This is a genomic window from Halorubrum miltondacostae (assembly GCF_041379815.1).
Taxonomy (GTDB): domain Archaea; phylum Halobacteriota; class Halobacteria; order Halobacteriales; family Haloferacaceae; genus Halorubrum; species Halorubrum miltondacostae.
Genome location: NZ_JBEDNY010000015.1, coordinates 1 through 356, shown reverse-complemented (window position 1 = coordinate 356; position 356 = coordinate 1). Strand labels below are relative to the sequence as shown.

Sequence of the window (356 nt, the reverse complement as noted above, 5' to 3'; positions counted from 1 at the left end):
AAGCCACGTGGAGGCCTGTTAGAGTTGGTGTTCTACAATACCCTCTCGTGACTCGTGTGTAGGGGTGAAAGGCCCATCGAGCCTGGCAACAGCTGGTTCCAACCGAAACATGTCGAAGCATGACCTCATCCGAGATAGCCCGCGGGGTAGAGCTACCGATTGGATGACCCGCCTCCGAGAGGAGTCGGCCATCCTGTCGAACTCCAAACCCGCAGGCGTCGTAGACGATGGGAGTCCGGTGCGCGGGGTAAGCCTGTGTACCGTGAGGGGAACAACCCAGAGCCGGGTTAAGGTCCCAAAGTGTAGATTAAGTGCGATTCGAAGGTGGTCTCAAGCCCTAAACAGCCGGGAGGTGA

At 57.9% G+C, this 356-nt stretch carries 1 rRNA gene; it reads left to right on the top strand.

What is annotated here, in order from left to right:
* Window positions 1-356: ribosomal RNA gene (locus tag ABNG04_RS17990) — 23S ribosomal RNA — on the top strand; the annotation flags it as partial.